At 67.5% G+C, this 22805-nt stretch carries 15 protein-coding genes and 2 pseudogenes; 15 read left to right on the forward strand and 2 right to left on the reverse strand.

From position 1 onward, the window contains the following. The first annotated feature begins 293 nt into the window (after window positions 1-293). On the forward strand, window positions 294-1745 hold the full coding sequence (locus ACM6LR_RS09230) for an amidase (RefSeq protein WP_414943575.1): 1452 nt from the start codon (window positions 294-296) through the stop codon (window positions 1743-1745). A 589-nt stretch (window positions 1746-2334) separates the two neighbouring features. Here the strand turns inward: ACM6LR_RS09230 and ACM6LR_RS09235 are convergent. Continuing rightward, entirely contained in the window at window positions 2335-2841 is a 507-nt protein-coding gene (locus tag ACM6LR_RS09235) for a PadR family transcriptional regulator (RefSeq protein WP_414943576.1), read from the reverse strand. Between the two features lie 484 nt (window positions 2842-3325). Here ACM6LR_RS09235 and ACM6LR_RS09240 point away from each other — a divergent pair, with 484 nt between their 5' ends. The 11 genes and pseudogenes from ACM6LR_RS09240 (at window position 3326) to ACM6LR_RS09290 (ending at window position 15034) form a co-directional block, all read left to right on the forward strand. Further along, window positions 3326-4594 (forward strand): aspartate kinase, encoded by a 1269-nt coding sequence (locus ACM6LR_RS09240; RefSeq protein ID WP_414939110.1) that lies wholly within the window; start codon window positions 3326-3328, stop codon window positions 4592-4594. Further along, window positions 4591-8655: a Pls/PosA family non-ribosomal peptide synthetase gene (locus ACM6LR_RS09245; RefSeq protein WP_414943577.1), complete on the forward strand. Its 4065-nt coding sequence runs from the start codon at window positions 4591-4593 to the stop codon at window positions 8653-8655. Before ACM6LR_RS09240 ends, ACM6LR_RS09245 begins: the two co-directional genes overlap by 4 nt. Continuing rightward, window positions 8652-10022 carry a diaminobutyrate--2-oxoglutarate transaminase family protein gene (locus tag ACM6LR_RS09250; protein WP_414939108.1) on the forward strand — a complete coding sequence of 457 codons (1371 nt, stop codon included), beginning with the start codon at window positions 8652-8654 and terminating at the stop codon, window positions 10020-10022. The genes ACM6LR_RS09245 and ACM6LR_RS09250 overlap by 4 nt, the downstream gene beginning before the upstream one ends. 482 nt (window positions 10023-10504) lie before the next feature. Then, window positions 10505-10690, forward strand: a complete 186-nt coding sequence (locus ACM6LR_RS09255) for a hypothetical protein (RefSeq protein WP_414943578.1) — start codon at window positions 10505-10507, stop codon at window positions 10688-10690. A 67-nt stretch (window positions 10691-10757) separates the two neighbouring features. Next, entirely contained in the window at window positions 10758-12131 is a 1374-nt protein-coding gene (locus ACM6LR_RS09260; RefSeq protein ID WP_414943579.1) for an NAD(P)/FAD-dependent oxidoreductase, read from the forward strand. A gap of 25 nt (window positions 12132-12156) precedes the next feature. Beyond that, window positions 12157-13032 carry an alpha/beta fold hydrolase gene (locus ACM6LR_RS09265; protein ID WP_414943580.1) on the forward strand — a complete coding sequence of 292 codons (876 nt, stop codon included), beginning with the start codon at window positions 12157-12159 and terminating at the stop codon, window positions 13030-13032. Between the two features lie 40 nt (window positions 13033-13072). Next, the gene (locus ACM6LR_RS09270; protein WP_414939104.1) at window positions 13073-13642 is read left to right on the forward strand and encodes a PadR family transcriptional regulator; all 570 of its coding nucleotides are present in this window, start codon (window positions 13073-13075) and stop codon (window positions 13640-13642) included. A gap of 211 nt (window positions 13643-13853) precedes the next feature. After that, a pseudogene (locus ACM6LR_RS09275) lies at window positions 13854-13907 on the forward strand (hypothetical protein); the annotation flags it as partial. Between the two features lie 20 nt (window positions 13908-13927). Continuing rightward, window positions 13928-14074: pseudogene (locus ACM6LR_RS09280) on the forward strand (hypothetical protein); the annotation flags it as partial. A 154-nt stretch (window positions 14075-14228) separates the two neighbouring features. Continuing rightward, window positions 14229-14795 (forward strand): dihydrofolate reductase family protein, encoded by a 567-nt coding sequence (locus ACM6LR_RS09285; RefSeq protein ID WP_414939103.1) that lies wholly within the window; start codon window positions 14229-14231, stop codon window positions 14793-14795. Window positions 14796-14821: 26 nt separating this feature from the next. Further along, on the forward strand, window positions 14822-15034 hold the full coding sequence (locus tag ACM6LR_RS09290) for a hypothetical protein (RefSeq protein WP_414939102.1): 213 nt from the start codon (window positions 14822-14824) through the stop codon (window positions 15032-15034). 26 nt (window positions 15035-15060) lie between these two features. On the opposite strand, the gene ACM6LR_RS09295 is transcribed toward ACM6LR_RS09290, so the two are convergent. Further along, the gene (locus ACM6LR_RS09295; protein ID WP_414943581.1) at window positions 15061-15195 is read right to left on the reverse strand and encodes a hypothetical protein; all 135 of its coding nucleotides are present in this window, start codon (window positions 15193-15195) and stop codon (window positions 15061-15063) included. An 82-nt stretch (window positions 15196-15277) separates the two neighbouring features. On the opposite strand from ACM6LR_RS09295, the gene ACM6LR_RS09300 reads away from it, so the two are divergent. From ACM6LR_RS09300 to ACM6LR_RS09310, 3 genes are all read left to right on the forward strand, one after another. Then, the gene (locus ACM6LR_RS09300; RefSeq protein WP_414939100.1) at window positions 15278-16096 is read left to right on the forward strand and encodes a serine hydrolase; all 819 of its coding nucleotides are present in this window, start codon (window positions 15278-15280) and stop codon (window positions 16094-16096) included. 153 nt (window positions 16097-16249) lie between these two features. Then, entirely contained in the window at window positions 16250-17860 is a 1611-nt protein-coding gene (locus ACM6LR_RS09305; protein WP_414939099.1) for a carboxylesterase/lipase family protein, read from the forward strand. A 46-nt stretch (window positions 17861-17906) separates the two neighbouring features. Then, window positions 17907-22772 (forward strand): DUF6531 domain-containing protein, encoded by a 4866-nt coding sequence (locus ACM6LR_RS09310; protein ID WP_414943582.1) that lies wholly within the window; start codon window positions 17907-17909, stop codon window positions 22770-22772. The last annotated feature ends 33 nt before the right edge of the window (window positions 22773-22805 follow it).

Raw genomic sequence — 22805 nt, forward strand, 5'->3', positions numbered from 1 at the left:
AATGATCGGTAAGCGGCAAGAGTGGTCGTTGATAAGAAATGACAATGATTGCCCGTCGACGCATGGCGGCCGGAAAGTGCAATGGTCAGCGGGGCAAAATTGAGACATCGATCCTGTTGCGGGATGCGGCGTTTCATGGCCTGCACGGGTGAGGTTGGGTCGCCTTCGGCACTGTGACCTGCGGTTTGTCATCTTCAGTGGTGGAATCCGTGGGTGATGGTGACCCGTTCGGTTTCCTCGTTGCGCCAACCGTAATTTTGTGTCTTCGGGGGCGGGCCGATAGCTTCGAATTCATGGAGTGGAACTTTCAGACGGCCGAGAAACTCGTTGCCGCGTTGCGTGCCGGTGATGTGACCTCGACGGAACTGACCGACGAAGTGATTTCCGGTATCGAGCGTGACGACAAGGCGATCAACGCGATCTGTGTGCCGGACTTCGACCGAGCGCGGGCCGCCGCGCGCCGCGCCGATCAGGCACGCGCGCGTGGTGAGGACCGGCCGCTGCTCGGCATTCCGGTGACAGTCAAAGAGTGTTACAACATCGCCGGACTGCCGACGACCTGGGGCATGCCGCCGCACCGGAACTTCATGCCCGCCGAGGACGCGGTACAGGTGTCGCGGCTCAAAGCCGCGGGCGCGGTGGTGCTCGGTAAGACCAATGTGCCGTTGGGGCTGCAGGATATCCAAAGCTTCAACGACATCTACGGCACCACCAACAACCCGTGGGAGCACGGCCGCACGGCGGGTGGATCCTCCGGCGGGTCGGCGGCGGCACTGGCGTCCGGGTTCGGCGCGCTGTCCATCGGCTCCGACATCGCCGGTTCACTGCGCACCCCCGCGCATTTCTGCGGCGTATACGCGCACAAGCCGACACTCGGGCTGGTGGCGAACCGCGGCATGGTCGCGCCACCCGAGCCGGCGTTGCCGGTCGAACTCGACCTCGCCGTCGTCGGTCCGATGGCACGCACCGCCCACGACCTCACGCTCCTGCTCGACGTCATGGCCGGGCCGGACCCGCTGACGCTCGGCGTCGCCTACGACGTGACGCTGCCACCCGCGCGCCACGAGCGGCTCCGCGATTTCCGGGTCTTGGTCCTCGACGAGCATCCGCTCCTCCCGACCGGGTCCGCCGTGCGGGCGGGCGTGAACCGGGTGGCCGCCGCGCTCGCCGACGGCGGCGCCCACGTCGAACGGCACAGTCCGCTGCTGCCCGACCTGGCCGAAGCCGCGACGCTCTACACGCAGTTGCTGATCTCGGGCTCCGTCGCACGTTTCCCCATCGAATCGCACGCGCAGCTGCGGATCCGCGCCGCCGGACTGAACTCGGACGATCAGAGTCTCGACGCCGTGCGGCTGCGCGCCATGGTGTTCAGCCACCATGACTGGATCGAGGCGAACAACCGCCGCGAACTCCACCGCCACGGCTGGCGCCAGCTGTTCACCGAGTTCGACGCCGTGGTGTGCCCGATCACGCCGACACCCGCGTTCCCGCATGACCACAATCCCAATCCGCTGGAACGGCGTATCGACATCGACGGCGTCGAATACCCGTACTTCGACCAGCTCGTCTGGGCAGGTCTGGCCACCATGCCCGGCCTGCCTGCCACCGCCATACCCGCGGGCCGGTCCCCCGAAGGCCTGCCGGTCGGAGTGCAGCTCATCGGCCCGATGTTCGAGGACCGCACCCCGCTGCGGCTGGCTGAACTCCTCGAACAGAAGATCGGCGGCTTCCAGCCACCGAAGTAGGGCGCACCGGCCGGGACAGACGTCGCCGAGAACTCCGATCCCTGGCCGACACGCGCGCCTCGTTCAAAATCCGCAGGCGGGTTATGGGTGCTCGCCCGCTGGGGATCTCGCTATCCAGAATCGGTCCTCGTCGTTGACTCGACCATCCGGGAAGCCGCCGTTGGCCAGGATGACCCGGCGCGGCCCGAGCCGTCAGGATCCGCGTTCCGTGCCCTTGGCCCCGCCACGGGTTCGCGACGCTGTAGCCAATGTGGCCGCCCGAGGCGACCGGCTCCGGCGTGAGTTCGTGGCTGCTCGGCAACGACCTGGCGGAAGTCGGCGGCGGCGCGATCGAGTAATTCGGTCGAGCCGCCGTCGGTGCGACGGTGGTGTCGTGTCGCCGAAGAAGTGCACGTATTCCCGGATTACGAAGGGTTGGTAGCCCGCGAGGTCTTCGGCGAGGTCCCGGATCGCGGAGAGGTCGGGCGGGTGTGAGCAGACGGTACCCGCGCGCCCGCCTGGGTAGATGCCGAACTTCACCCTTCGGTCCTCCTGTGCCCGTCGGGTCGCGTTCCCGACCAGTCGATGTCGTGTGATCGGATCCGCGAAGTCAGCTTCCTGATCCAACCGGTTTCGGTGGCGATGATGGTGCGCCAGTAGCGACCTCGAGCATGTGCACCTCGGCCACGCCGTCGGGTTCTTCTTGCAGGGTGACGAGTTCTTGGTCGAGCCGGTCAGCGCGAGCGTCCAGAATGGACAACGCGTGATCGGCGGGAAGTGCCCCGGCGTAGGCGACGGCCAAGGTGAAATCCACGGAGGCGACCTGGCTCTTACGCAGTCCCGCCTCGATCTTCCCGCGGAAATCCGCCATACCTGCTTCGGTCAATTCGAAGGCCGTGCGCGGCGGCCGGTTGCCCACCCGCTCCGGGACGCGGGAGGCGACCATCCCGGTCCGCGTCAGCGCCTTCAGCAGGGACGTGACGGTGCTGCGGGTGACCGGCAGGTGCCCGTATCGCTCACGCAGGCGCGAGGTCAGTTCGTAAGCGTGCGAGGGCTGCTCTACGAGGAGTCCGAGCAGCGGCAGCACCAGGCTGTTCTGTGAAGCGTCCAAGGGCACCGGCTCAATCATAGACGTATACGTCCAAGTGCAAGGCGGTCGGACCAGGCCCGGAGCACCTCGGAGCACGAGAGGTTTCGGCCATCGAGCGAACTATCGCCGTTTTGACGGATTTCGGCCCGCTAGAGGATCTCGTACATTTCGGCACTGCATGGAAATCCATTTCGCATTGACGTTCGGCCGTTCACCCGAATTTCGAAGCGGATCGGAATTCGTCATTCATATGACCTAATTCCATCGAACTGGGCTGTTCAAGCGCATGTCATTGTGTGATGCCGCCGGGTTATGACCCCGAGGGATCTGCCTTCCGGTCTTTCGTACGGATGGAGGTACCCGCCAAAAGTTTCTCGCACTACTTTTCAATGCTGTGACGCCGCCGCGCGGCGACTGAGTCCAACGCTTGGGAAGGCTCTGGCAGGCAAGCACTTCTGTGGCAGTGTGGTCGCTTCGCATACCCGGCCAGGTCGGCGATCTATTAAGGAAAATGGTGAATCGTACCCAAGGTCTCGATGTCGGTTTGGTTCCACCCTCTCGGTCGACGCGAAGCGAGAAACTGGTCATACGAAAATATGGGGGCTCGTCGCTGGCCACGCCGCGAATGGTGAGCGAGGTGGCTGCCGACGTGGCCACGCTCGTCGAAGCGGGGAACCGGGTGATCCTGGTCGTGTCGGCCATGGGCGATACCACCGACCGGCTGATCGCGCTGGCCGGAGAATTCGGCGAGCCACCGGTTCCTCGAGAGCTCGACCAGTTGATGGCGACGGGCGAACAGGTCTCCGCGGCGGTGCTCGCCTTGGCACTGGCCGAGCGTGGCGTCAAGGCCGTGTCACTGACCGGTGACCAGGCGGGGATCGAGGTGAGCGGCGAACCGGGAGCGGGAACGATCGCGCGGGTCGACCCCGCGAGGATCATCGCGCGGCTGCGCGACGAACAGGTCGTCGTGGTCGCCGGGTTCCAGGGACGGGACGCGAACGGCGAGCTGCTGACGCTGGGCAGAGGCGGTTCCGACACCACTGCGGTGGCGCTCGCGGCCGCGCTCGGCGGTTCCGAGTGCGAGATCTGCACCGACGTCCACGGTGTCCGCACCGCCGACCCCCGGATAGTGCCGGACACCCGGCCGGTCAGGACGATTTCCTACGACGCCATGGTCGAGCTCGCCGGTCTCGGTGCCCGCGTGCTGCACCCCAGATCCGTGGAGCTCGCCCGCCGTCATGGGGTGGCGGTGCGCGTGAAGCATTCTTCGAGTCCTGGACCTTCCACCGTCGTCACGGCGGCGGAATCGTCCCTGGAGGACGCCACTCGTGTCATCGGCATCGCACATGATCGCGACGTGCGGCTGGTAAGGGTCGAGGTTTCGGCCTCCGACGCGGACCATTACGCCCGCGTACTCACGATTCTCGCCCGGTGCGGGGTGAAGCCGGACAACCTGAGCTGGCCCGATCCCGGCGAACTGCGGTTCACCGTGCGGGGTTCGGAGCCGCTCAATGAACCGATCGCCGAGCTCGCGATGAAGCTGGGCGCCCGTTCCACGGTTCTCGAGGACCTCGGCTCGGTCTCCGTGGTCGGTACGGCGCTGCTGGATCCGCCCGGCTGCCTGCCCGAGTTGCTGCGGGTCCTCGCCGACCACCGCGTCACGGTGCCGGCGATGACGACCTCGCAGTCGCGGCTCACCGTCGTGATTCCCGTCGAGGCTGTCGACACCACCGTCCGGGCGCTGCACGACTCGTTCGGCTTGGCGGAGGACCGGACATGAGCCCGTACGGACAGCCTGCCGGCCTGTTCACCACCGACAGCCTGGTCCTGACGTGCGACGGGTACGAACAGCGGATCCGGTGGAGCAGCGGTCAGCGGCTGGAACAGTTGTACGAGGGGCTCTGCGATCGCTTGCGCGCAGAAGGTCTCGGTGATCGCCTCGCGGTGGACGCGGCGGGCACGAAACTCACGTTCGCCGGGTTGGACGAGCAGGCCAATCGCCTCGCCCGTCATTTGCGAGGGCACGGGGTGCGGCCCGGTGACCGGATCGGGTTGCTGTTCGACGAACCGGTGCATCCCTATGTCGCGATGCTGGCCGTCCTCAAGATCAACGCGGCGTATGTGCCGCTGGACACGGGTTTTCCGGACGAGCGGCTGGGCTACATCGTCCGGGACGCCGGTGTCCGGCTGGTGGTGACGATCTCGGGGCTGCGTGACCGCTTCGAGCCGGGCAGTGTCGCTCTGCTCTGTCTCGACGAGGACGAAGACCGGATCGCCGCCTTGCCGGGTGACCGGCTCAGCGCGGCCGAGAAGGGCGTCCCGGCAGACGAACTCTGCTATGTCGTCTACACGTCCGGTTCGACCGGGCAGCCCAAAGGCGTGACGATCGACCACGCCTCGATCTGCAACTTCGTCCGGGTCGCCGCCGACGTCTACGGCATCCACGGCACCGATCGGGTCTACCAGGGGATGACGATCGCGTTCGACTTCTCGGTCGAGGAGATCTGGGTCCCGCTGCTGTCCGGCGCGACCCTCGTGCCGAAACCCGGTGGCACGAGTCTCGTGGGCCACGAACTGCACGAATTCCTGCGGGACAACGGCGTAACCGCGTTGTGCTGCGTCCCGACCCTGCTGGCCAGCCTCGACGAGGACCTGCCGCGTCTGCGGTTCCTCCTGGTCTCCGGTGAGGCCTGCCCCGAAGACCTCGTCCGTCGCTGGTATCGGCCGGACCGGCGGTTCCTCAACGTCTACGGCCCGACCGAGGCGACGGTCACCGCGACCTGGGCGGTGCTGCGACCGGACCAGCCGGTGACCATCGGCGTCCCGCTGCCCACCTACTCGGTCGTCATCCTCGATCCCGACGAGCCGCGGGCGCTGGCCGCGGGCGAACTGGGGGAAATCGGTATCGCCGGGGTCGGGCTCGCCGGTGGCTACCTGAACCGTCCCGACCTGACCGAGCGCGCGTTCATCCCGGATTTCGTCGGCATCGGGCACAACCCGTCCCACCGCATCTACCGCACCGGTGACCTGGGCCGGATCACCCCGGAAGGGGAGATCGAGTACCACGGCCGCGCCGATACGCAGGTGAAGATCCGCGGTTACCGCGTCGAACTCACGGAGATCGAATCGGTCCTGCTGCGGATCCCCGGAATCGCGCAGGCGGTGGTCGACACCCACCATCCGGAAGCCGGTAGAACCGAACTGGTCGCCTACTACAGCCTGCGCCGCGACAGAGCGAGCGTCGACGCCGGTGAACTGCGGCGACGGCTGGGGGAGTTGCTTCCCGGCTACATGGTGCCCGCCTATCTCGAACAGCTCGACCACATCCCCCTGACACCGGCGGGCAAAGCCGACCGCAAACACCTCCCGGCACCGAGCAGCCCGCGAGCTGCGGCAGGCCTCACCGACTACGTGGCACCGGCCACCGAGACCGAACAGCACCTCGCGGACGCGTTGGGCCGTGTCCTCGGCGTCGAGCGGATCTCGGTGACGGGAGACGTTTTCGCCGACTACGGGGCCGACTCGCTGCTGTTGGCCAAGTTCTGCGCGCTGGTCCGGGAACGCGGCGATCTCGCGCCGTTGTCGGCGAGGGACGTGTACCTCAATCCCACTGTTCGCGGTCTCGCCGAGTCGCTTCCTTCCTCGGTCCAGTCCACGGCGGCACGGGCCGAGGAGCCATACCGCGCCGGTACCGTGTCTTATGTCCTCTGTGGACTGGTTCAGCTCCTGGCGTTCCTCGCCTATGCCGCCGGCTCCGGCTGGCTCCTGGACAGGGGTTTCGCCTGGATCACCGCGGCGACCGGACTCGTCGACGGCTATGCGCGCGCGGTCGGGCTCGGGCTCATCGTCTTCGCCGTCCTCTCCACGGTGCCGATCCTGGCGAAGTGGGTGCTCGTCGGACGGTGGAAACCGGGGGAGATCCCGCTCTGGAGTCCCGGCTATCTGCGCTTCTGGACGGTCAAGACGTTGATCAGGTTCAGTCCGCTGATGCTGTTCATCGGCACGCCGTTGTATTCCTTCTACTTGCGGGCACTCGGCGCGGACATCGGCAAGGGCGCCGTGATCCTGTCCAGGAACCCGCCGGTCTGCACCGATCTGCTCAGCGTCGGTGCCGGGGCGGTCGTCCGGAAGGACGCGTTCTTCCCGTGTTACCGCGCCAGGGCGGGCCGGATCCAGACCGGCAGGGTCACCCTCGGCGAGAACGCGTTCGTCGGTGAGATGACCGTGCTCGACATCGGCACCACGATCGGCGACGACGCACAGCTCGGCCACTCGTCGTCACTGAACGCCGGGCAGACCGTGCCCGACGGCGAACGCTGGCACGGATCGCCCGCCCGCCCCTCCACAGTGGACTACCGGGCGCTGGGAACTGTCGCCCGCGGCAGGCTCAGGCCGTTCGCCTTCTGCGTGTCCAGCCTATTGGTCCTGCTGCTGCTGACGCTTCCCGTGACCTTGGGTGGTGCGGACTTGCTTGCCGATCGCTGGTTCACGACGGCGGTGGACTTCACGAGCTGGGCGTTCTACCGCGGCCAGCTCGCCAATTCCGCCCTGCTGTACTTCGGGGCGTTGCTCGCCGGGCTGGCGGTCGTCCTCACGATCCCGCGCCTGCTCAACCGGTTCCTCGAGCCGGACAGGGTCTACCCGCTCTACGGCAGGCACTTCGCTATCCAGCGGGTGATCGCGCGGCTGACCAACCTGCGCTCGTTCACCTATTTGTTCGGTGACAGCAGCTACATCGTGCATTACCTGCGCCTGCTGGGGTACGACCTGTCGAAGGTCGAGCAGACCGGATCCAACTTCGGGGTCGAACTCAGGCACGAGACGCCGTTCCTCAGCACGGTGGGCACCGGGACGATGGTCTCGGACGGCCTTTCGCTGTTCAACGCGGACTTCTCCGCTTCGTCGTTCCGCCTGCGCCGGACCTCCGTCCCGCCGCAGGCGTTCCTGGGCAACGAGATCGGCTATCCGCCCGACGCGCGCGTGGGCCGGAACTGCCTGCTGGCCACCAAGGTCCTGGTTCCCCTGGACGGCCCGGTCCGGGAGAACGTCGGCCTGCTCGGGTCTCCCGCGTTCGAGATCCCCAGGACCGTCCGCCGTGACACCGGGTTCGAGCACCTCGGCAAAGGAGACGCGTTGCGCCGTGGCCTGAGGGCGAAGAACCGGCACAACACCGGCACCATGTTCGTCTACCTGCTGGTGCACTGGCTTCAGCTGCTCGGCGTGATGCTGATCGGGACGACCGCCGGTGCCCTGCACGATCGGTTCGGTGCCCTCGCGGTCGGCGGTGGGATCGTGGCCACGCTGCTGTTCTCGGTGTCGTTCCTCGTACTGGCCGAACTCTGCGTGCAGGGTTTCCGCGCTTTGCGGCCGCGGTTCTGTTCGATCTACGATCCCGTCTTCTGGCGGCACGAACGGTTCTGGAAGCTCAGCCCCGGCCGCTACCTCAACCTGTTCGACGGGACGCCGTTCAAGACCCTCCTCTGGCGCTGCCTCGGGGTCCGCATCGGGCGCCGCGTCTTCGACGACGGCGCCGCCATCCCGGAAAAGTCCCTGGTGAGCATCGGCGACGATTGCGTGCTCAACCTGCACACCGTCCTGCAGGCGCATTCGCTGGAGGACGGCACGTTCAAATCCGACCACATCGTCATCGGCGCCGCGTGCACGATCGGCACCGGCGCGTTCGTCCACTACGGAGTGACGATGGAAGAGGGGGCGATCGCCGAAGCGGACGCGTTCCTGATGAAGGGCACCGCGGTCCCGGCGCGGACCCGCTGGCACGCCAATCCGGCGGTCGAACTCGACACGGCGGAAGAGATCACCGCGGCAAGGAGCCTGCCATGACCTACACCCCCACGGCGAAACCCGAGCTGGCGCCGCGGGTCGACGGCGATCTGCCAGGGCCTCGCTCGGCCGAGTACCTCGAACACCAGCGACGCTGGGAATCCAACGCGCGGGCCTACCCGCGCAACCTGCCGATCGCGATAGCCGGCGGGGAGGGCAGCTACCTGTGGGACGTGGACGGGAACGTCTTCATCGACTTCCTCGCCGGGGCGGGTGTGCTTTCCTTGGGCCACAACCATCCCGAGGTGGTGCACGCGGCCACGGAACAGCTCTACGTGCTCACCCACGGCCTGGATTTCCCGACGCCGGCCAAACGCGAGTTCATCGACGCCCAGTTGTCCATGCTGCCGCCCGGTCTGCGCTCGCGGATGCGGATGCACTTCTGCGGCCCTGGCGGGGCCAACGCGGTGGACGCCGCGATCAAACTCTGCAAAACCGCGACCGGACGTGGCGAGCTGGTGTCCTTCCAGGGCGGATTCCATGGTTCCAGCCATGCCGCGATGGCGTTGACCGGTCTCGTCGCCCAGAAACGGCCGATCGCCAACGGCGTGCCCGGTGTGCACTTCTTCCCGTACTCCTACTGCGCCCGTTGCCCCGTGGGGCTCTCCCGGGACACCTGCGCGACCAACTGCGTGGGCTTGCTGGAGCGGTCCCTGCGCGACCCCAATGGCGGGATTCCCCTGCCCGCCGCGGTGATCCTGGAGATCGTGCAGGGCGAGGGCGGGGTCATCCCGGCCGACCGCGACTTCGTCCGGCGTGTCCGCGCGCTCACGGCGGAGCTGGACATCCCGCTCGTGGTCGACGAGGTACAGACCGGCTGCGGCCGTACCGGAACGTGGTTCGCGTTCGAGCAGTACGACATCGAGCCCGACGTGATCGTCGCTTCGAAGGCGTTGAGCGGCATGGGCCTGCCGGTGGCGGTCATCTTCTACGACCAGCGACTGGACAGCTGGGCGCCCGGCGCGCACTCGGGGACGTTCCGCGGCAACCAGGCCGCGTTCGCGGCAGGCACCGCGGCCGTCCACGTCGTCCGGCGCGACGACGTGCTGGGCAATGTCCGGCACCGCGGGCACCAGCTCGAAGAGCGGCTCCGCTCCGTGCGCGACCACCCGTGGGTCCGCGAGGTCCGTGGCCTCGGCCTGATGTGGGGGATCGAGCTGGCCGACCCCCACGACGGCCGACCGGCCGTCGGCTATGCCCGCGCCGTCCAGGCGTACGCGCTGCGGCGAGGACTGATCGTCGAACTCGGCGGTCGCGACGACAGCGTGATCCGGCTGATGCCCCCGCTCACCGTGACCGCCGAGGTGGTCGAGCTCGCCGGCTCCATTCTGCTCGACGCCATCGAGCATTGTGGTCCCGTCCAGTAGTCGTCCTGTCGCGCTTTTGCTCACTCACGGAGACTGGCGGCGTTCCAGGTCCGTGAAGGCCCCCTTGAGGGACCCAGAGTCCCTCAAGGGGGCCTTCACGGACCGCGATCCTGACCCCTGGCTATAACTCATCACTCGGTAGCGGGTCGGTGTGGTGGCGAGGTGCTCGCGGAGGGGCGCGGCTGTATCGAAACCGGTCTGCGCCGCGAAGACGATGGTAAGGGTGGTCGTTTCGAGAAGGTACCGGGTCCGGGCGAGACGTTGTGTGACAAGCCAGTTGTGGACGGTGGTCCCGGTTCGGGCGGAACGCGCGGGTGAAGGTGCTCCGGCTCATGTACGCCTGCGCGGCGAGCCGGTCGATGTTCTGCGGTCTGTCCAAATGGGACCGAGACCAGTTCAGCACCTCGGTGAGTGGGTCCCCATTCGGGGCCGGTACCGGGAATTCGATGAACTGGGCTTGACCACCGGGGCGGTGTGGTGTGGTGAAGACCGCACCGAACTCGTTCGTCGGCACTCGGCTGGGAGAACTGGTCGACGCTGCCGGATTCATGACTCACAGTTGTGTCACGTTCACCGCGCAGGCCGCCGCGGAACAGCATCGCGCCGCTCTCGCCACGATCGGTGACCTCTATGCCGTCGTCGTCCCGTCCTCGGCGGAACTCGGCTAGGACAGTTGACGGGGAATACTCAACAAGTTATATATGAATGATGCCATATGCCGGACAAGGTCGAGCGGTGGTACTCGGTGCGGGGACGGCCGGTCTCGTGGCCGCGCGAGTCCTGTCCGAGCACTACGACGAGGTGGTCGTGGTCGAGCGTGACGAGCTTCCGGACGGGCCGGCCCATCGGCGATTCGTTCCCCAGTCGCATCACGCGCACGGCCTGCTGGGGTCCGGTCGCCGGGTACTGGCCGGCCTGTTCCCCGGCCTGTCCGCCGAATTGGACGCGGCAGGCGCGCTGACGCCGGGCTCCGGCGATCCCGCGATGGGGGACCGGTCGATCTTCCTGGTCCGCGGCGGGGCCACCATCCGGATACCCGCCTGGTGGAGTGGTGGCTTCGGTGCCAGCCGGATCCTGCTCGAGCACACGATCCGGGCTCGCGTGCGGGCGTTGCCGAACGTCGTGATCCGAGACGGGGTACTCGCCGCCGGACTGCTGACCGACCGGACCCGCAGCCGGGTCACCGGGGTCCGGACCGCCGATGGCGGTCTCGGCGCCGATCTGGTCGTCGACGCGTCCGGCCGCGGCTCGCGACTGCCGGAGTGGCTCGAACGGATCGGTTACCGGCCCCCGCCGGTCTCGATCGTCCACTCCGACGTCCGGTATGCCAGCGTGGTCACCGAACCCGATCCGTCCTTCGATCCCGAGTGGCTGATCATCCTCGGTGGCCAAGGGGTATCCGGTTCGTCGGTCGGCGGTGTGGTGCTTCGCGTCGAACACGGCAGGCTGCACATCTCGTTCGGCTCGATCGGCCGGAACGCGCCGGTGCCCACCGAGATAGCGGAACTGCGTGACTTCGCCGACCGGCTGACCGCGCCGGTGGTGGCCGAGGCGCTCCGCCGGTCGACGCCGGTCGGCCCGATCCGTACCTTCCGCGTCCGCGACAACACCCGGCACCACTACGACCGAAGCCGCGAGATGCCGTCCGGCGTGGTCGTGCTCGGCGACGCCGCCAGCGCGGCGAACCCGATCTACGGCCAGGGCATGAGCGTCGCAGCACTCTCCGCGACCGCCCTCGGCCGGATGCTCATCGCCGAGGGCGGCGCATCGCGGCCGGGGTTCGAGCGCCGCGTCGCGCGCGCCGTGGCCGCGACCTCTGCCGAGGCCTGGCGCCTCGCCGTGGGGGAAGACCTCCGCTACGGCTGCCGCGCCGAAGGGGTCCGATCACCCTGGACGGCCAGGGTCGGCGCGGGCTACCGTGACCGGCTGGAACGAGCGGCGGCGCTGGACCCCGAAGTGGCGGCGGCGTTCAACGACGTGCTCAATCTTCATCGGCCGGTCTCGTCGCTCGGCGCGCCGCGGATCGCCCGGCGGGTGCTGCGCCCCTTGCGGGATCGCGATCCCGGCACCCTCTCCGCGACCGTCGCCGCCGTGCTCGGAGCCGCCTGAACCTTTCCCCGAACGAGGAGCCCCCATGTTCCAGCCGCGGTTCGTGGATGTCGACGACGTCTTGCTCCACGTCGAGACCGATGGTCCCGAAAACGGGCCCGCCGCACTGTTCCTTCACGGCTGGCCCGATCTCTGGTTCACTTTCGAGCCACAAATGACCGCGCTGGCCGGGCGGGGCTATCGGGTGCTCGCGCCGGATCAGCGTGGCTACGGCCTGTCGTCCAAGCCCGCGACGGTCGCCGACTACCGGATGCCCGAACTGGTCAAGGACATCGTGCTGCTCATCGAACGGCAGGAGGTCGCGCCGGTCCATCTGGTCGGGCACGACTGGGGCGGGGCGGTCGCCTGGATGGTGGCGATCGAACGGCCGGATCTGGTCCGATCCCTGACCATCGTCAACTGCCCGCATCCGGAGGTCTTCGCCGAAGCACTGACCCGACGGCCTTCTCAGCTCCTGCGGAGCTGGTACATGGTGGCGTTCCAGATCCCCGGTCTCGCCGAGGCGATCCTCGGCGCCCGTGGTGGCGCGGTCGTCGCTTCGATGCTCAAGCACGGAGCCGTTCTGAGCGACGCCGACGTGGACCGGCACCGCGTCGTCTGGCGTCATCCAGGCGCGATCCAGCGGCCACTGTTCTGGTACCGCGCGATGTTCCGGTCAATGCTGCCGTCCCTCCGCACCACGGGTCCCAAGCCCGACCTGTCGGTCCGCGTTCCGACCCAGATCATCTGGGGACGCCGTGACGGCGCGCTCGGCAAGCATCTCGCCGAACCCAGCGCCGCCCGGTGCGAGGAGTCCGAACTGCACTGGCTCGAAACGCGGCACTGGCCACACCGCGAAGAACCTCAGCAGGTCACCGAGTTGCTCGAAACGTGGTTCGCCCGGCACGCGGACCAGGCCTGATCCGGTTGATACTCTTCCGGTCGCCGCCGGAAGGAGCCCCATGCTCAGATTCGCCCTACTGGGTTTCCTGCTGCGGCAACCGATGACGGGCTACGACCTGGCCACCGCGATCCGCGCCAGCATCCACTTCGTGTGGCCCGCCCAGCTCAGCCAGATCTACCGGACACTGGGCCAGCTCGAGGACGGCGGCCTGGTGGTGTCCGAAGTGGAGCCGCAGCAGAGCAGGCCCGACCGGCGGGTGTATTCGGCCACCGACGCCGGTCGAGAGGCCTTCGACGCCTGGCTCGGCGAACTGGTCACCGAACGGGACCCGATCCGGGTGCCGTTCCTGGTCCGGTTCTTCTTCTCCGGGTCCCGCTCCACCGAGGACACGGTGACCCAGCTCCGGGTGATGCGTGATCTCCACGTCAAGGATCGCGACAGGCTCGCCGAGGAGCTTCCTCAGCAGATCGCCGCGGCCACCGACCTCGCCGATGGTGACGAACTCGATCCCCTGATCTGGGACTCGGTCCGCCGCGCCGGCGAGATGATGGCGCAGACCTGGGTCGACTGGATCGACGAAACCATCGAACGGCTGCAACGCGCCGAAGGGCGACCTCCCCGGGCTTGACGGATTCGTGCGGCCTGCGGGTCGCCCCGTCGAGCCTTGCGGCGACCCTGCCGCCTTGAGGATCTGCTGCGCCGTTCCGATCAGGTCGGAGTCCCCGAACCCTTGTTCATCAAGCTCCGCAACTGGTGTGCCCCTGCGACGAATAGCCGCCTGTGGTGAAGCCCTGCTCGATCTGCGGACCGAGGACAAGCGCGGGCGGGTGGTGGCGAAGGTGAACGCGTGGACCGACGACTGCGCGGCCAAGGGCTACCAGGCGATCGAGCCGGACAACTATGACAGCTTCACGTGTTCCAAGGGCCTGCTGGCCGAGAGGGAAACGCAGGCCGGGAACCGGCAGCCAACGGACTCGACTTCGCCGTCGCCGAGGAATGCGGTGAGCAGGACAGTTGCGATGAGTACGTCCCGGCGTTCGGCGGCAACGTGATCGTCGTGGAGTACACCGACGCCGGTCTCGCGAACGCCTGCGAGCGCTGGGGCGGCTCACTCGGCATCGTCCGCCGTGACCGGGATGTCGAGACCGGCGTGGCGGCTCCGTCCCAGAGGCAGAAGCGGCCGACGTGGCCGCGCACAGACCGGAAGGGCAACCATGCGCAAGCTCATAGTCCAGCAGTGGGTCACCGTCGACAACATCGCCGCGGAGGAAGACGGCGGGCTCGGCTTCGTGTCAGTGGAGCCCTTTTCCGAGAAGAGCGACCCCGCGTTCAAGGCGAGCGTGATGGGGTTCATCGACTCGCTCGACACGCTGATTCTCGGCGCGAACACCTACGCTCAGTCCAAGGACTACTGGCCGCACGCCGAGGACCAGGGCGAATACGGCAAGAAGCTCAACAACCTCACCAAGTTCGTCGCCTCGTCGAAGCTGGACGACGCGCCCTGGGGTGACTTCCCCGCCGCGACCGTGACGCGCGACCCGGCCGCCACCATCCAGGGGCTCCAGGAGCAGCACGGCAAGGACATCTGGTTGTGGGGGAGCTTGAAACTCATGCACTCGCTGCTGGACGCCGGCCATGTCGACGAGATCCGGCTGCTGGTCTGCCCGGTGTCACGCGGCAAGGGGACGCGCGTCTTCCAGGATCGACAGGACCTGAAGCCGGTCGAGGCCACGTTGTTCGAAAATGGCCTGACACTGCTGCGCTACGAGATCAAGAAGTAGCCTCGAGCCGCGTCTGTTGCCAGGTCATGGGGCACCTGCGTGGTCGTGATACCGCGACTTTCCGTGCGCGCCAGGAGATCGGTGATCACGTTCCCGATCTCCTGGCCGAGAACCTGCTTCGAAGGAAGATCACGCCACCCGAGTTCACGCAGAAGTCCGGCGCGCAAAGCGTGCCGGTCTCCGCGGCGAGCGCCCTCGAACGCGGTGATCACCCGTCTGTGGGCCAGGAGTCGTTCTGAAACGATGCTCCAGCCACCACTCAGGTTCAGCCCGGCGGCTTGGCCTGCACCGTCATGGCACGCGCAAGGGCCAGGGATTCCGACACGGTGGCGTCTTCGATCCGGTACGGCCGCATCCGCCCGCCGCCGAGCGCATCGGGCCGCGAAGTGACCGCCGTCACTATAGCTCAGTTTGTGGCAACCTCAGTGGCTCCCGAACGCCTGAAAACACAGGAAAGACCGCCGCCTAACTCTGGGGAACACATGAAGAAGAGACTTTCCGCCATTTTGGCCGTGGTGCTGGCCGTTGTGGTGTTGACCTCCGCCGCGCCCGCCGGGGCGACCACCCGCTTCGACCGGGAACTCCAAGCGCGGATCACGCGTGCTCAGGCCTATGCCGACAGCAGGCCCGGCGAGACCGGGATCGTCCTCCGTGACCGGTGGACCGGTGCCGTCTACCGGAGCGCGGCCGCCGGGACCCTGATCTGGGCCTGTTCCACGCCGAAGCTGGCGATGGTCGTCGACCTGTTGCTGCGCAACGACTCCGGGGCCGTCCGGTTGACCGCCGAGGACCGGGACCTGATCCACCGGATGCTCAACTCCAGTGACGACGCCGCCGCCCACACGCTGTGGACCCGGTACGGCGGGGAGGCCGAGTTCGCCAAGCGGTTCCCTGCCTACGGTATGACCGACATGCGGTTCACCGATCAGCACCCGCACCACTGGGGCTGGATCCTGACCACCGCGAACGACTTGGACCGGCTGGTCAACTACGTCCTGACGCGGCTGCCCCGGCAGCACCGTGACTACATCGTCCGCGAGATGAGGACCGTCGACGTCAACCAGCAGTGGGGTGTCTGGGGAGCCGGTTCCGCCGCGCGGCCGGGGAACAAGGACGGCTGGTCCGACGACAACGACGACGGCTCCTGGATCATGAACTCGGTCGGTTTCGTCGGACCGAACGAGCGGTACACCCTCGCCCTGATGAACAACACGAAGGTCATCCAGAACGGTTTCGAAACCGGAAAGGAGACCACCACCAGGATCAGCGAGATCCTGTTCAAGGGGTACTTCGGGCACTGATCGCTGAATCCGGATCTCCGCGAAAGCCCATGGTGGCCCGGAATTTGACAATTCCGGCGCCACCGAACGGAGGTTGTGCCCTGCTGGGCGATGGCCAGACTGGAGGTTATCGCGTCCAATTCGGCAGACCTTTGTTCGGTACGTGGAGGACGGATGAGACTCGACCGAAAGCTCGCCGTGGCCGTCGTCGTGCTGATGGCGCTGTCGCTGACCGCTTCGGCGTCCATGGCAGGCGATCTGAAGATGGGGCAGCGAGCCGCACCGGCCTGCTCGGCGGGCACCACGGTGGTGACCGACGACGGGCCGGTGTGCGGTATCGCGGGAGCCGATGTCCGTTCATGGCAAGGGATCCGCTACGGCGCACCGCCGACAGGGAACCTGCGCTGGAAGCCGCCACGGCGGCCCGCCCCGTGGACCGAGCCGTTCGCCGCCACGACGGAGGGCAACCAGTGCCCGCAACCATCCGGTGCCGGTCCGGGTTCGGACAACGAGGACTGCCTCAACCTGACTGTCCGCGTGCCCGCCAAGGTGGGACCTGGTCCGTTGGCGGTGATGGTGCAAATCCACGGCGGCGGGTTCCTGCTGTGGAAGCCGCAGGACGCGAGCCGTCTGGTGACGACGGGCCAGGTCATCAGCGTGGAGGTCAACTACCGCCTCGGGATCTTCGGTTTCCTCGCGCACGAGGCGTTCGGCCGTCATGCCGGCAACTACGGGCTGCAGGACCAGCAGGCCGCGTTGCGCTGGGTGCGGCGCAACATCGCGCGGTTCGGCGGTGACCCGCACAACGTCACGATCTACGGCGCCTCCGCGGGCGGGTCGAGCGTCTGCGCCCACACCGCCTCACCTGCCTCAGCGGGGCTGTTCCAGCGCGGTATCAGCGAAAGCGGGGAGTACAACTCGCTGCTCGGCGTGAACACCGTGTGGCAGGCGCAGGACTGCAACGCGAAACTGCCAACGGAACAGCAGGCCCAGCGTGCCGGTGCGCGGTTCGCTGCCGCCCTCGGTTGCGGCAACGCGGCCGAGGCCGGAGCATGCCTTCGCGGGCTACCGGCCGCAGCCCTGCTCGAACAAGCTGATCACGGAAGGGAACCCGACAACGGAACGATCGCGCCGATCGTGAACGGCACGACACTGCCGATGTCGCCGGGAGAGGCCTTCGCCACCGGGCACGTCAACGACGTGGCCCTGATCCACGGCGTGGCACGCGACGAGACCCAATTGCCTTCCGCGTCGACCCCGGCCGACTACGACCGCCTGGTGCGCGAGCAGTACGGCGAGCACGCTCCCGCTGTCCGGCGGACGTATCCGCTGACGCGGTTCCCCTCGCCCGCCCCGTTCCTGGCCTTCCGGACCATCGTGGCCGACTCCAACTCGGTTTGCCCCGCCATGCTGAACAACGAACGGCTGGCGCGGCACATCCCGGTCTACGCCTACCAGATGGACGCCACGGACGTGCCGCCGCAGTTCTTCCTCGACCCCACCAAACCGAACGGCGCCTACCACATCGCCGAGTGGCTCCTGTTGCTCCCGGACGGCGTCAAGCTCAACCCCAACCTGCAAGTACTGTCCGACCAGCTCGTCGCGCAGTGGACAGGTTTCGCCCGCACCGGCAACCCCACCGTGGACGGCACGCCACGCTGGGAGCCCTACACCGAGGACAATCCCGTCGTCATGTCGCTCCACGCCGCGGGGGACAGCCAGCTCACTACCGAGATCTCTCGTCAACACCACTGTGACGAACTCTGGAATTCGCTGACACCCTAGCTACGCTTCGGAGTCGGCCGAACGTGGCGTGCTTGAATCTTGAGTCATGAGCAATCCGTTGGTCGCGCCGGTGAAGGACTCGACGACGGCGGTGTCGGGTGTGCCGCTGTTGGAGGGCGCCCTCGACCTGAAGTCGGCGATCGAGAGCGGCGACTGGGCTTCGGTCGCGTTGGGTGCGGTGGGGACCGCGCTGGACGCGCTGACCGCGGTGATGGACCCGATCGGGGCGGTTTTCGCCGCCGGGGTCGGCTGGCTGATCGAGCACGTCGGCCCGCTGAAGGAGGCTCTCGACGCTCTCACCGGCAACGCGGACGAGATCGCGGCGCAGGCGGAGACGTGGACGAACGTCGCCAAGGAGATCGGGGACGTCGCGGTCGAGCTGGTGGACCTGGTCCAGAAGGACCTCGGTAGCTGGACGGGGGAAGCGGCCGACGCGTACCGGAAGCAGGCGAAGAACACGTCGACGCTGATGGAGAGCGCTCAGAAAGGGACCGAAGGCGCGGCCAGCGGGGTCAAGACGGCGGGGGAGGTCGTAGCCGCGGTCCGGACGCTGGTCCGCGACATCATCGCCGAACTCATCGGGCACCTGATTTCGTGGGCGTTGCAGGTGGTGTTCACGCTCGGGATCGGGCTGACGTGGGTGGTGCCGCAGGTGGTGGCCGCGGTGGCGAAGACGGCGTCGAAGATCGCCGGACTCACCACGAAGCTGGTGAAGGCGCTCAAAGGCCTGATCCCGCTGTTGAAGAAGGCCGGGGATCTGTTCGACGACGCTGGGAAGGCGTTGAAGAACCTCAAAGGCGGGACGGTCAAACCCGCCGGCAAGCCCAAGGACATCAAGACCAAAGCGCCCGACCCCAAACCCGACCCCAAGGACGACGGCACCAGTCCGTCAGGAGATCACACCGGTCCTTCCGGCGACCATTCCGGCCCGTCCGGGGACAAGGGCAACCCCGGCGGCGACAAAGGTGGCTCCGGCGGCGGGGACAAGAACGGCAACCCCAACCCGCCCGGCGAGAACGTCACTCCTTCGGGTGCAAAGGGTGGTTCCGGCGGTGGAACCAAGGGAAGCCCGCCCCCGGCCCGTACCGAGCCTCCGCCCAAGCACTCCGCGCCGGACGAACTGAACCTCTGTGGCGACCCGATCGACATCGCCACCGGAGAGGTCGTGATGGTGCAGGACGACCTTTCGCTGGCCGGACCGCTGCCCATCCGGATCCGCCGCACGCATATGTCGAGCTACCGGGAGGGCACCGGCTTCGGCCGATCCTGGTCGTCGACCGCCGACCTACGGCTGGAGTTCACCGCCGAACACGCCCGCTTCTTCTCCGACGACGGCACGGTCCTGACGTTCCCGCTGCCGGAGCCGGGACGGCCGATGGACTCTCTCGCCGGGCCGTCGCGAGTGCTGATGGTGGACGAGACGGGCGTTTACCGGCTGCTGACCTGGGACTCCGGGATCACGCTGTGTTTCGCGCCGGTCGCGGGTGCCCCGGCCAGGGTGCTGCCGCTGACCGCGTTCGAGCTCGGCGAGGACGGGCCGAGAATCGAGGTCGACCACGACGGGGAGGGTTCGGGGGTGCGCTGGCGGCACTCCGACGGGCGGGTACTGGAGATCGACCGTGACCGCGGCCGGGTGCGTGCGCTGCGGATGACCGATCCGTTGCAGGGCCAGAACGTGGTCGTCATGCGCTACGGGTACGACGACGCGGGAAACCTCACCGAGGTGACCAACTCCTCCGGCCGGGCCCTGCGGTTCGACTACGACCCGGACGGCCGTCTGGCGGGCTGGCAGGACCGCAATGGGATTTGGTACCGCTACGTCTACGACGCGGCCGGGCGCTGTGTGCGCACCGTGGGCGATCGCGGGTTCCTCGACTGCACTTTCGACTACGAGCCGAAGCGGACCCGCTATACCGATTCCCTTGGCAACGTCACGGTGTTCGAGCTCGACACGGCGCACCACGTGGTGCGCGAAACCGATCCACTCGGTGCGACCACCGTTTTCGCTTGGGACGACCGGGACCGGATGCGGTCGAAGACCGACCCGCTCGGCCGGACGACGAGTTTCACCTACAACGCCGAAGGCGAGATCTCGAAGGTCACCCGGCCCGACGGCAGCGTGGTGCTGGTGAACCGGTCCGAGGACGGCGTGGTCGACGGGCTGCTGGCGGACGAGGGTGACCACACCCGCTACCGGGCCTACCCGGACGGTCGGGGACCGGATCCGCGGCAGGACCCGGTCGGCGTGTCCGCCTCGATCAACCTCGACACCGGCTCGAATCCCGACGACACCGAGGCCGAGGACAACGATCTGTTCGGACGGCCACGCTCGGTCCCGCACGGCAGGGGACGGGCCCGGATCGGCTGGACCGTGGAGGGGCTGCGGGCCTGGCGGGTCGGCTCGCTGAGCGAGCGGCAGAGCTGGCGCTACGACAGTGAGGGCAACGAGGTCGAACACGTCGATCCGGCGGGTCGCGCGACTCGGCGTGAGTACGGCCCGTTCGACATGCTGACCGCGGAGATCGATCCGGCTGGCGGGCGGACCCAGTACACCTATGACACCGAGCTGCGACCGTCCGTGGTGACCAATCCCAACGGACTGACCTGGACCTACGAATACGATCCGGCCGGCCGCCTCGTCCGGCAGACCGACTTCGACGGCCGTGCGCACACCTATGCCTACGACGCGGCGGGCCAGCTGATCCGGTCCGTCGACCCCGCCGGCCGGGCCACGGACTACGACTATGACCTGATCGGCAACCTGGTCCGGATCCGTACCGAAGACACGGAGACCACCTACGCCTACGACGCGGTCGGCGAGCTGGTCCGTGCCGACGACGGCGAGTCCGTGGTGGAATTCGATCGGGACGAGAACGGCCGGATGGTCCGCACCGTCACCGATGGGCAGGAAGTGGTCTTCGAGTACGACCCCGCGCGGAGCACCATCAGCAGGCGTACCCCCTCCGGTGCGACCAGCGTGTGGTCCTTCGACAAGGCAGAGCGGCCGAGCGTGCTGTCGACCGCCGACCACAGCGTCGACTACGCCTACGACGCCGAGGGCCGCCCGATCGGACGGCGCGTCGACCGAGGCGCCCAGCTGCGGCAGCAGTTCGACGCCGACGACCGGATCGTCGGCCAGACTTTCACCGACGCGACCGGCACCGTGCTGCGGCACCGGGAGTTCGCCAGGTCAGACGACGGTGAGCTGACCGCGATTCGGGACGCCGCCGGGGGTGAGTCGTTCGGACGCGACGCGGCCGGACGGATCACCACCCACCTGGTCGACGGGGTGCGTGAGGACATCGCCTACGATCGGGCGGGCAAGGTCGTGCAATGGGTGACGACGAACACCGCGTACCCCGAAACCGGACCGCGCGCGTACGAGCGCAACACGGTCACCAGCGCGGGAGTGGTCCGTTACGAGCACGACGCGAGCGGCCGTCGTACCGCCCGGCATGAAGGTGACCGGATCTGGCGCTACGACTGGGACGCGCGCAACCGGCTGACCGGTCTCACCACGCCGGACGGCCGCCGCTGGCGATATCGCTACGATCCGCTCGGCAGGCGCACGGCGAAGGAACTGCTCGGCCCCGACGGCCGGGTACTCGAACAGGTGCGTTTCGTCTGGGACGGCAATTCACTGATCGAACAGACGCACACCGGTCCGGCGGGCGTCGCCGTCACCACCTGGGACCGGCGGCCCGACACCGAGGAACCGGTCACCCAGACCGAGCACGGCGCCGGGCAGATGCGGTTCCGGGCTTTCGTGACCGACTCCATCGGCACGCCGACCGACCTGCTGGACCCGGCGGGCGTACTGAGCTGGACCGGCCGCTGGACGCTGTGGGGCAGGCCGTTGGCCGGTGCGCCGGGCACGCCGCTGCGGTTCCCCGGCCAGTATCTGGACGCGGAAAGCGGGCTGCACTACAACCTGCACCGCTATTTCGACCCGGCCACCGCGCGCTACCTCAGCCAGGATCCGCTCGGACTCCCCGCCGGGCCCGATCCGGCCGGTTACCCGCACGACCCGACCGCGGGCTCGGATCCGCTGGGCCTGGTGTGGTGCGACAAGAAACGCAAGTTCGTCGACGGCCCGGACACCTCCGGCACCGGGCACAACGCGGGTAACACCGGTGGCAGCTCGAAACGTCCGCGTGCCGAGAACGACAACGCCAACCGCGGTGGCCGCAGCAAGAACCAGGCGGGCACCACCGAAGAAGTCCGGGCCACCTACGACAAGAACTCCACCAGGGGGAAGGACTTCGTCAACACGCCGGACACCAAGCAGGTCACCGACGTCGACGCGCTGAACAAGAACTCGGTCATCAGCAACAAGGTGGACAAGAACGGAGACGTCTACGGGGAGAACAAACTGAGTGAAAAGCTGGTGGAGACCCTGGAGAACACTCCGAAGAAGAATCCCAAGCCGGGGGAGAGCCAGTTCCTGAGCGCCGATGAGAAGTGGATCCGCGGGCACCTCGAGAACGGCGACATGGGCGGGCCGGGCACCGCCGACAACATGATCCCGCTGACGCATACCGCGAACATGAACTACAAGAAACTCGAATCGAGTCTGCAAACCTACGTCGACCTGAAGAACACCCTCGCCAATCGGGACGCCTCCGACATCGGCATCGACTTCCGGGTCAAGCCCAGTGACGAGGTGAAGTTTCCCAAATCGGAGAACGACTTCGAACGCGGGATCCGCGACCACGTCGAGATCAACACCCAGTACACCGGGATCACCCCCGACATCGCGCAACGGCTGATGAACAGCAAGATGGACGTCCCGCTGCCGGATCTGCCCCCGCTGGGCACCAAGTTCGACACCATCAGTGGCAAGTTCACCACACCCGACGGCACCGAGTGGATCAAGAACCCGAAGGGCCACGACCTCAGTCAGTACCTGTAGCGGGGGAACTTCTGCGGTGGTGACTCGGGCAAG

The sequence above is a fragment of the Amycolatopsis sp. cmx-11-32 genome, assembly GCF_047608695.1.
In the GTDB taxonomy this organism is placed as follows: Bacteria; Actinomycetota; Actinomycetes; order Mycobacteriales; family Pseudonocardiaceae; genus Amycolatopsis.

Bases quoted from the DNA above. Each gene is read 5' to 3' on its own strand.
- ACM6LR_RS09285 (WP_414939103.1), top strand. From the start codon at position 14,229: ATGCGCAAGCTCATAGTCCAGCAGTGGGTCACCGTCGACAACATCGCC.
- ACM6LR_RS09290 (WP_414939102.1), top strand. From the start codon at position 14,822: ATGGGGCACCTGCGTGGTCGTGATACCGCGACTTTCCGTGCGCGCCAG.
- ACM6LR_RS09310 (WP_414943582.1), top strand. From the start codon at position 17,907: ATGAGCAATCCGTTGGTCGCGCCGGTGAAGGACTCGACGACGGCGGTG.
- ACM6LR_RS09245 (WP_414943577.1), top strand. From the start codon at position 4,591: ATGAGCCCGTACGGACAGCCTGCCGGCCTGTTCACCACCGACAGCCTG.
- ACM6LR_RS09250 (WP_414939108.1), top strand. From the start codon at position 8,652: ATGACCTACACCCCCACGGCGAAACCCGAGCTGGCGCCGCGGGTCGAC.
- ACM6LR_RS09270 (WP_414939104.1), top strand. From the start codon at position 13,073: ATGCTCAGATTCGCCCTACTGGGTTTCCTGCTGCGGCAACCGATGACG.
- ACM6LR_RS09265 (WP_414943580.1), top strand. From the start codon at position 12,157: ATGTTCCAGCCGCGGTTCGTGGATGTCGACGACGTCTTGCTCCACGTC.
- ACM6LR_RS09300 (WP_414939100.1), top strand. From the start codon at position 15,278: ATGAAGAAGAGACTTTCCGCCATTTTGGCCGTGGTGCTGGCCGTTGTG.
- ACM6LR_RS09240 (WP_414939110.1), top strand. From the start codon at position 3,326: ATGGTGAATCGTACCCAAGGTCTCGATGTCGGTTTGGTTCCACCCTCT.
- ACM6LR_RS09230 (WP_414943575.1), top strand. From the start codon at position 294: ATGGAGTGGAACTTTCAGACGGCCGAGAAACTCGTTGCCGCGTTGCGT.
- ACM6LR_RS09305 (WP_414939099.1), top strand. From the start codon at position 16,250: ATGAGACTCGACCGAAAGCTCGCCGTGGCCGTCGTCGTGCTGATGGCG.